This window comes from Nocardioides sp. (genome assembly GCF_031422975.1).
Taxonomy (GTDB): domain Bacteria; phylum Actinomycetota; class Actinomycetes; order Propionibacteriales; family Nocardioidaceae; genus Nocardioides.
The window spans coordinates 1-5,386 of record NZ_JANPEO010000067.1; the positions used below are offsets into that span (position 1 = coordinate 1).

Genomic DNA, 5,386 nt, shown 5'->3' on the forward strand with positions numbered 1-5,386 from the left:
CGGTCAGCTCGAGCTGGCCCGGCTCGACGACTCGCGCACGGCACTGATGGAGGCCGAGGTGCGTGCCCTGCGCGCCCAGATAAGACCGCACTTCATCTACAACACGCTGGGCGCGATCGCCCGCGTCGTCCGCACCGATCCCGACCGGGCCCGCGAGCTGCTGCTGGAGTTCGCCGACTTCACGCGCTACTCGTTCCGCGCCCACGGCGACTACACGACACTCGCCGAGGAGCTCCGTTCCGTCGAGCGCTACCTCCTCCTGGAGCAGGCCCGCTTCGGCGATCGGCTCACGGTCACGCTGCGGATCGCGCCGGAGGTGCTGCCGGTCGCCGTACCCTTCCTGTGCATCCAGCCCCTCGTCGAGAACGCCGTCCGGCACGGCCTCGAGGCCAGCGCCGACAAGCAGGACGGGGTCGGTCGGCTCTCGATCACCGCCCGCGACCTCGACCAGGAGTGCGTCATCGAGGTCGAGGACGACGGCACCGGCGAGGATCCCGAGCGGGTCCGCCGCGCGCTGGCCGGAGACACCGAGATGGACTCCGTCGGCCTGGGCAATGTCGATGCTCGGCTGCGCAACGCGTTCGGCGACGACTACGGTCTGGTCGTCGAGACCGCCCCCGGCGCCGGCACGAAGGTCATCGTCCGGGTGCCCAAGTTCGCTCCCGGAGTCCAGGTATGACGCAACTGAACGTCCTCGTCATCGATGACGAGCGCCCCGCGCTCGACGAGCTCATGTTCCTGCTCGAGAGGGACCCGCGGGTGGGCACGATCCAGGGCTGCGACTCTGCCACCGAGGCGCTGCGCGTCCTCCAGGACCTCGCGGTCGACGCGGTCTTCCTCGACATCCAGATGCCCGGCCTCACCGGCCTCGACCTGGCGCAGGTGCTCTCCCGCTTCAAGGAGCCGCCGCCGATCGTGTTCGTGACCGCGCACGAGGAGCACGCCGTCGAGGCCTTCGACCTGCACGCCGTCGACTACGTCCTCAAGCCGGTGCGCGAGGAGCGCCTCGCCGAGGCCGTCCGACGCGTCATCGCGTCCACCGCTCCTTCGCCGAGTGGCGACACCCAGATCCCGGTGGAGCGCGGCGGCGTCACGCGCTTCATCTCTCGCAGCGATGTCACCCACGTGGAGGCCCAGGGCGACTACGCGCGACTCCACACCACCCAGGGCTCCCACCTGGTGCGTACGCCGCTGTCGACCCTGGCCGAGGACTGGGCCGACGCAGGCTTCGTCCGGATCCACCGCTCGCTGCTCGTGGCGTTGGCCCATGTCTCCGAGCTGCGCGTCGACTCCGGCCGGGTCAGCGTCGTGGTCGGGGGCCGCGAGCTGCCGGTCAGCAGGCGCCATACCCGCGAGCTGCGCGAGCTCCTGACCCGCGAGACTCGGTGACGTGAACGACATCCCGCGCGTCCGGGTCACCGGTCCGCCACGGCGTCGGGCCACCACGACCCACCGGTCGGGGACCCGGGAGATCGACGCGGGCACCGAGCTCGGCCGCGTCTACATGGAGTCGCTGCTGCGCGAGCAGCTGCGACTGGCGCTGCGAATCCTCGGCCTGCTCGCCCTCACGGTCGGGAGCCTGCCGCTCGCGTTCCACCTGATCCCGGGGCTCGGTGAGGTGCGGGTCGGGCCGCTCCCGCTGTCGTGGCTGCTGCTCGGGGTCCTCGTCTATCCCTGGCTGCTGACGCTCGGCTGGCTCTACATCCGGCGGTCGGAGGCCAACGAGCGCGACTTCGCGGCCCTCGTCGAGGAGGTGGAGCGGTGAGCCTTCCCCTCGACGTGAGCACCGACGTCGTGCCCGGCTCCGTCGCGGTCGTGCTGGTCACCATCGCCACCTTGGCGATCGGCACCTGGGGGCTGCGGTTCTCCCGCACCACCAGCGACTTCTTCGTCGCGTCCCGCACGGTCCGCCCCGGGCTCAACGCCAGCGCGATCGGCGGCGAGTACCTCTCTGCCGCGTCCTTCCTCGGCGTCGCCGGGCTCGTGCTCACCTTCGGCGCCGACATGCTCTGGTACCCCGTGGGGTGGACGGCCGGCTACCTCGTGCTGCTCGTGCTCGTGGCGGCCCCGTTGAGGCGCAGCGGCGCCTACACGCTGCCCGACTTCGCGGAGGCACGTCTCGGCTCCCGCGGCGTCCGGGCGCTCTGCTCGGTGCTGGTCGTCGGCATCGGCTGGCTCTACCTCCTGCCGCAGTTCCAGGGCGCTGGGCTGACCCTGCAGGCGGCCATCGGCGCACCCTCCTGGGTCGGGCCGCTCGTGGTGGCGCTCGTCGTGCTGATCAACGTCGGCTCCGGCGGCATGCGGAGCATCACCTTCGTGCAGGCGTTCCAGTACTGGCTCAAGCTCACCGCCCTGCTCCTGCCCGCCTGCGTGCTGCTCGCGGTCTGGGCCGGCGACGGCGCACCCGACCCGACGATCGGGGCGGGCGCCGGTGCCGACTTCTGGTCGCTGCCGCTCGGGGAGGGCGGCGGCCAGGGGCTCTACGTCACCTACTCGCTGATCGTCGCGACCTTCCTGGGCACCATGGGCCTGCCGCACGTGGTCGTGCGGTTCTACACCAACCCCGACGGTCGGGCCGCGCGGCGCACGACGCTCGTGGTGCTCGCCCTGCTGGGCCTGTTCTACCTGCTGCCTCCGGTGTACGGCGCCCTCGGCCGCATCTACGCCGCCGACCTCGCGACCGCAGGCTCCGACGTGCTCGTGCTCGAGCTCCCCCGGCTGATGGTCGACGGCCTGCTCGGCGAAGCCCTCACCGGCCTCGTCACCGCAGGCGCGTTCGCCGCGTTCCTGTCCACCTCGTCCGGGCTGTCCATCGCCGTCGCCGGGGTGCTGTCGCAGGACGTCACCGGACGGATCTTCGGCACCCATCGACTCTCCGGGGTCAGCGCCTTCCGGGTCGGCGCCGTGATCGCGGTGGTCGTGCCGGCCCTGTTCTCGATCGCCGGGCCCGACGTGGGTGTCGCCCGCACGGTGGGGCTGGCCTTCGCGGTCGCGGCCTCGACGTTCTGTCCGCTGCTCCTGCTCGGGATCTGGTGGCGCGGGCTGACGGCGGTCGGCGCGGTCGCCGGGCTGGCGGTCGGCGGACTCGGGTCCGGCCTCGCGGTGGGCTGGACCCTGGTCACCTCCGAGACCACGGGGTGGGTCGCCGTACTCCTCGGCCAGCCTGCGGCCTGGAGCGTGCCCGCGGCCCTGGCCACGATGGTCGTCGTCAGCCGGGCGACACGCGACCAGGTGCCGGCGCACGCAGGTCGGTTCATGGTCCGGCTCCACACCCCCGAGGCCGTGGACGTCGAACGCTGACAGGAGCCGCCCTACAGTTGGCCGCGTGACTGTCGCCGACATCGCCGTCATCGGCGGCACCGGGTTCTACTCGTTCCTGGACAACCCCACCGAGCATGTCGTGCCGACGCCGTACGGCGATCCGTCGGCGCCCATCGCGGTCGGCACCGTCGCCGGGCGCCGCGTCGCGTTCGTCCCGCGGCACGGCCGGCACCATGAGCACCCACCGCATGCCATCAACTACCGCGCCAACGCCTGGGCGCTCCGGTCCCTCGGTGTCCGCCAGGTGCTGGCTCCCTGCGCGGTCGGCGGGCTGCGCGACTCCGTCGCCCCGGGCGACCTCGTCGTCCCGGACCAGCTGGTCGACCGGACGGTGCGCCGGGTCGGCTCGTTCGTGGAGACCGGCGCGATCCACCTGCCGTTCGCCGACCCCTATTGCCCCGGGGTCGCGCACACCCTGGCCGGAGCCGACCCGAGTGTGCACGCCGGCGGCACGATGGTGGTGATCGAGGGGCCGCGCTTCTCGACCCGTGCGGAGTCGCGCGACTACGCCGCCCGCGGCTGGGACCTGATCAACATGACCGGTGCACCCGAGGCGGCGCTGGCTCGCGAGCTCGGCATGTGCTACGCCCCGCTGGCGTTGGTGACCGACCTCGATGCAGGGGCGGAGACCGGCGAGGGTGTCGACCAGGACGAGGTGTTCGCGCTGTTCCGCGCCAACCTCGGGCGGCTGACCGGTCTCCTCGAACACGCGATCGCGCACCTGCCCGACCCGCAGGGCTGCACCTGCTCGACGTGGGCGGACGGTCTCGAGCTGACCTACGACGTGCCCGGCCGATGAGGGTCCTGCTGACCGGTGCCGCCGGCTTCATCGGCACCGCGACCGCCGCCGCTCTGGACGCGGCCGGGCACGAGGTGGTCAGGCTCGACCTGATGCTGCCGCAGGCGCACGGCGCCAGCGAACCGCCACCCGGGGTCCACCGGCACGACGTCCGGACCCCCCACCAGTGGGCCCCCCTGCTGACCGGCGTCGACGCGGTGTGCCACCTCGCGGCGGTCGTCGGAGCCGGCGTCACCGTTGCCGACCTGCCCGTCTATGCCTCCCACAACGACCTCGGCACGGCGGCGGTGCTGGCCGCCATGCACGCCGCCGGCGTGAGCCGGCTCGTGCTCGCGTCCTCGATGGTCGTCTACGGCGAGGGTCACTACACCTGCCCCCGCCACGGCGCGCAACAGCCGCCGACCCGACCGGTGGCGGCTCTCGAGGCCGGGGACTTCGAGACCCACTGCCCCGTGTGCGCCAGCCCGCTGGACTGGACGACCGTGGACGAGGACGCCCGCTGCGAGCCTCGCAGCGCCTACGCCGTCAGCAAGCTCGCGCAGGAGCTGTACGCCGCAGCGTGGGCGCGGCAGGGCGGCGGCTCGGTCACGGCGCTGCGCTACCACAACGTCTACGGGCCGGGCATGCCACGAGACACGCCCTACTCCGGGGTCGCCGCGATCTTCCGGTCGTCCCTCGAGGCCGGGCAGCCGCCGAGGGTGTACGAGGACGGCGGTCAGATGCGCGACTTCGTGCACGTCGCCGATGTCGCACGCGCCAACCTGCTCGCCCTGGAGTCGGTGGTGGACGCGGAGCCGGAGCGGTGTGCGGCGTACAACGTCTGCTCCGGGCGTCCGCTCAGCATCCTCGACGTCGCCCGACGCGTCGCCGAGGGCACCGGGCAGCCGCTGGAGCCGCTGGTGACGGGCCAGTTCCGCCTGGGGGACGTGCGCCATGTCGTGGCCGCCCCCGACCTGGCCCGCGCCGAGCTCGGCTTCACCGCCGAGGTCTCTCCGGACGAGGGCCTGCGCGCCTTCGCGACCGCGCCGCTGCGAGCCTGACCGACGCGGTCACCAGGTGGTGAAGAGCAGGTGCTCGACCGCCAGCGCCGTGGCGACCTGGAGGGTCAGTGCCCACCGCTGCAGACGTGACGGGAGCAGGGTCAGCGAGAGGGTCAGCCACGGGATGAACGGCAACCAGATCCGCTCCACCTCGGCCTTGGACAGCCGGGTGAGGTCCGCGACCACGATCGCGAGGCCGGCGGCGGCGACCAGGATCAGCACCGGA

6 protein-coding genes and 1 pseudogene are annotated in these 5,386 nt (G+C 72.7%); 6 read left to right on the top strand and 1 reads right to left on the bottom strand.

Annotated elements, in window-relative coordinates:
- From RMO85_RS02270 to RMO85_RS02295, 6 genes are all read left to right on the top strand, one after another.
- Positions 1-679, top strand: a 679-nt coding sequence (locus tag RMO85_RS02270; RefSeq protein ID WP_310526219.1) for a histidine kinase, incomplete at its 5' end; no start/stop codon positions are given.
- Entirely contained in the window at positions 676-1,389 is a 714-nt protein-coding gene (locus RMO85_RS02275; RefSeq protein WP_310526220.1) for a LytTR family DNA-binding domain-containing protein, read from the top strand. The genes RMO85_RS02270 and RMO85_RS02275, both read left to right, overlap by 4 nt.
- Position 1,390: 1 nt before the next feature.
- On the top strand, positions 1,391-1,765 hold the full coding sequence (locus RMO85_RS02280) for a hypothetical protein (protein WP_310526221.1): 375 nt from the start codon (positions 1,391-1,393) through the stop codon (positions 1,763-1,765).
- On the top strand, positions 1,762-3,300 hold the full coding sequence (locus RMO85_RS02285; RefSeq protein WP_310526223.1) for a cation acetate symporter: 1,539 nt from the start codon (positions 1,762-1,764) through the stop codon (positions 3,298-3,300). The genes RMO85_RS02280 and RMO85_RS02285 overlap by 4 nt, the downstream gene beginning before the upstream one ends.
- Positions 3,301-3,325: 25 nt before the next feature.
- Entirely contained in the window at positions 3,326-4,120 is a 795-nt protein-coding gene (locus RMO85_RS02290) for an S-methyl-5'-thioadenosine phosphorylase (protein ID WP_310526224.1), read from the top strand.
- Complete coding sequence (locus RMO85_RS02295; RefSeq protein ID WP_310526225.1) at positions 4,117-5,160, top strand: NAD-dependent epimerase/dehydratase family protein; 1,044 nt, start codon at positions 4,117-4,119, stop codon at positions 5,158-5,160. Before RMO85_RS02290 ends, RMO85_RS02295 begins: the two co-directional genes overlap by 4 nt.
- Before the next feature lie 9 nt (positions 5,161-5,169).
- Here the strand turns inward: RMO85_RS02295 and RMO85_RS02300 are convergent.
- Positions 5,170-5,386, bottom strand: a pseudogene (locus RMO85_RS02300) (hypothetical protein); the annotation flags it as partial.

Coding starts and splice junctions, on each gene's coding strand:
- RMO85_RS02295 (WP_310526225.1), top strand. CDS start 4,117: ATGAGGGTCCTGCTGACCGGTGCCGCCGGCTTCATCGGCACCGCGACC.
- RMO85_RS02275 (WP_310526220.1), top strand. CDS start 676: ATGACGCAACTGAACGTCCTCGTCATCGATGACGAGCGCCCCGCGCTC.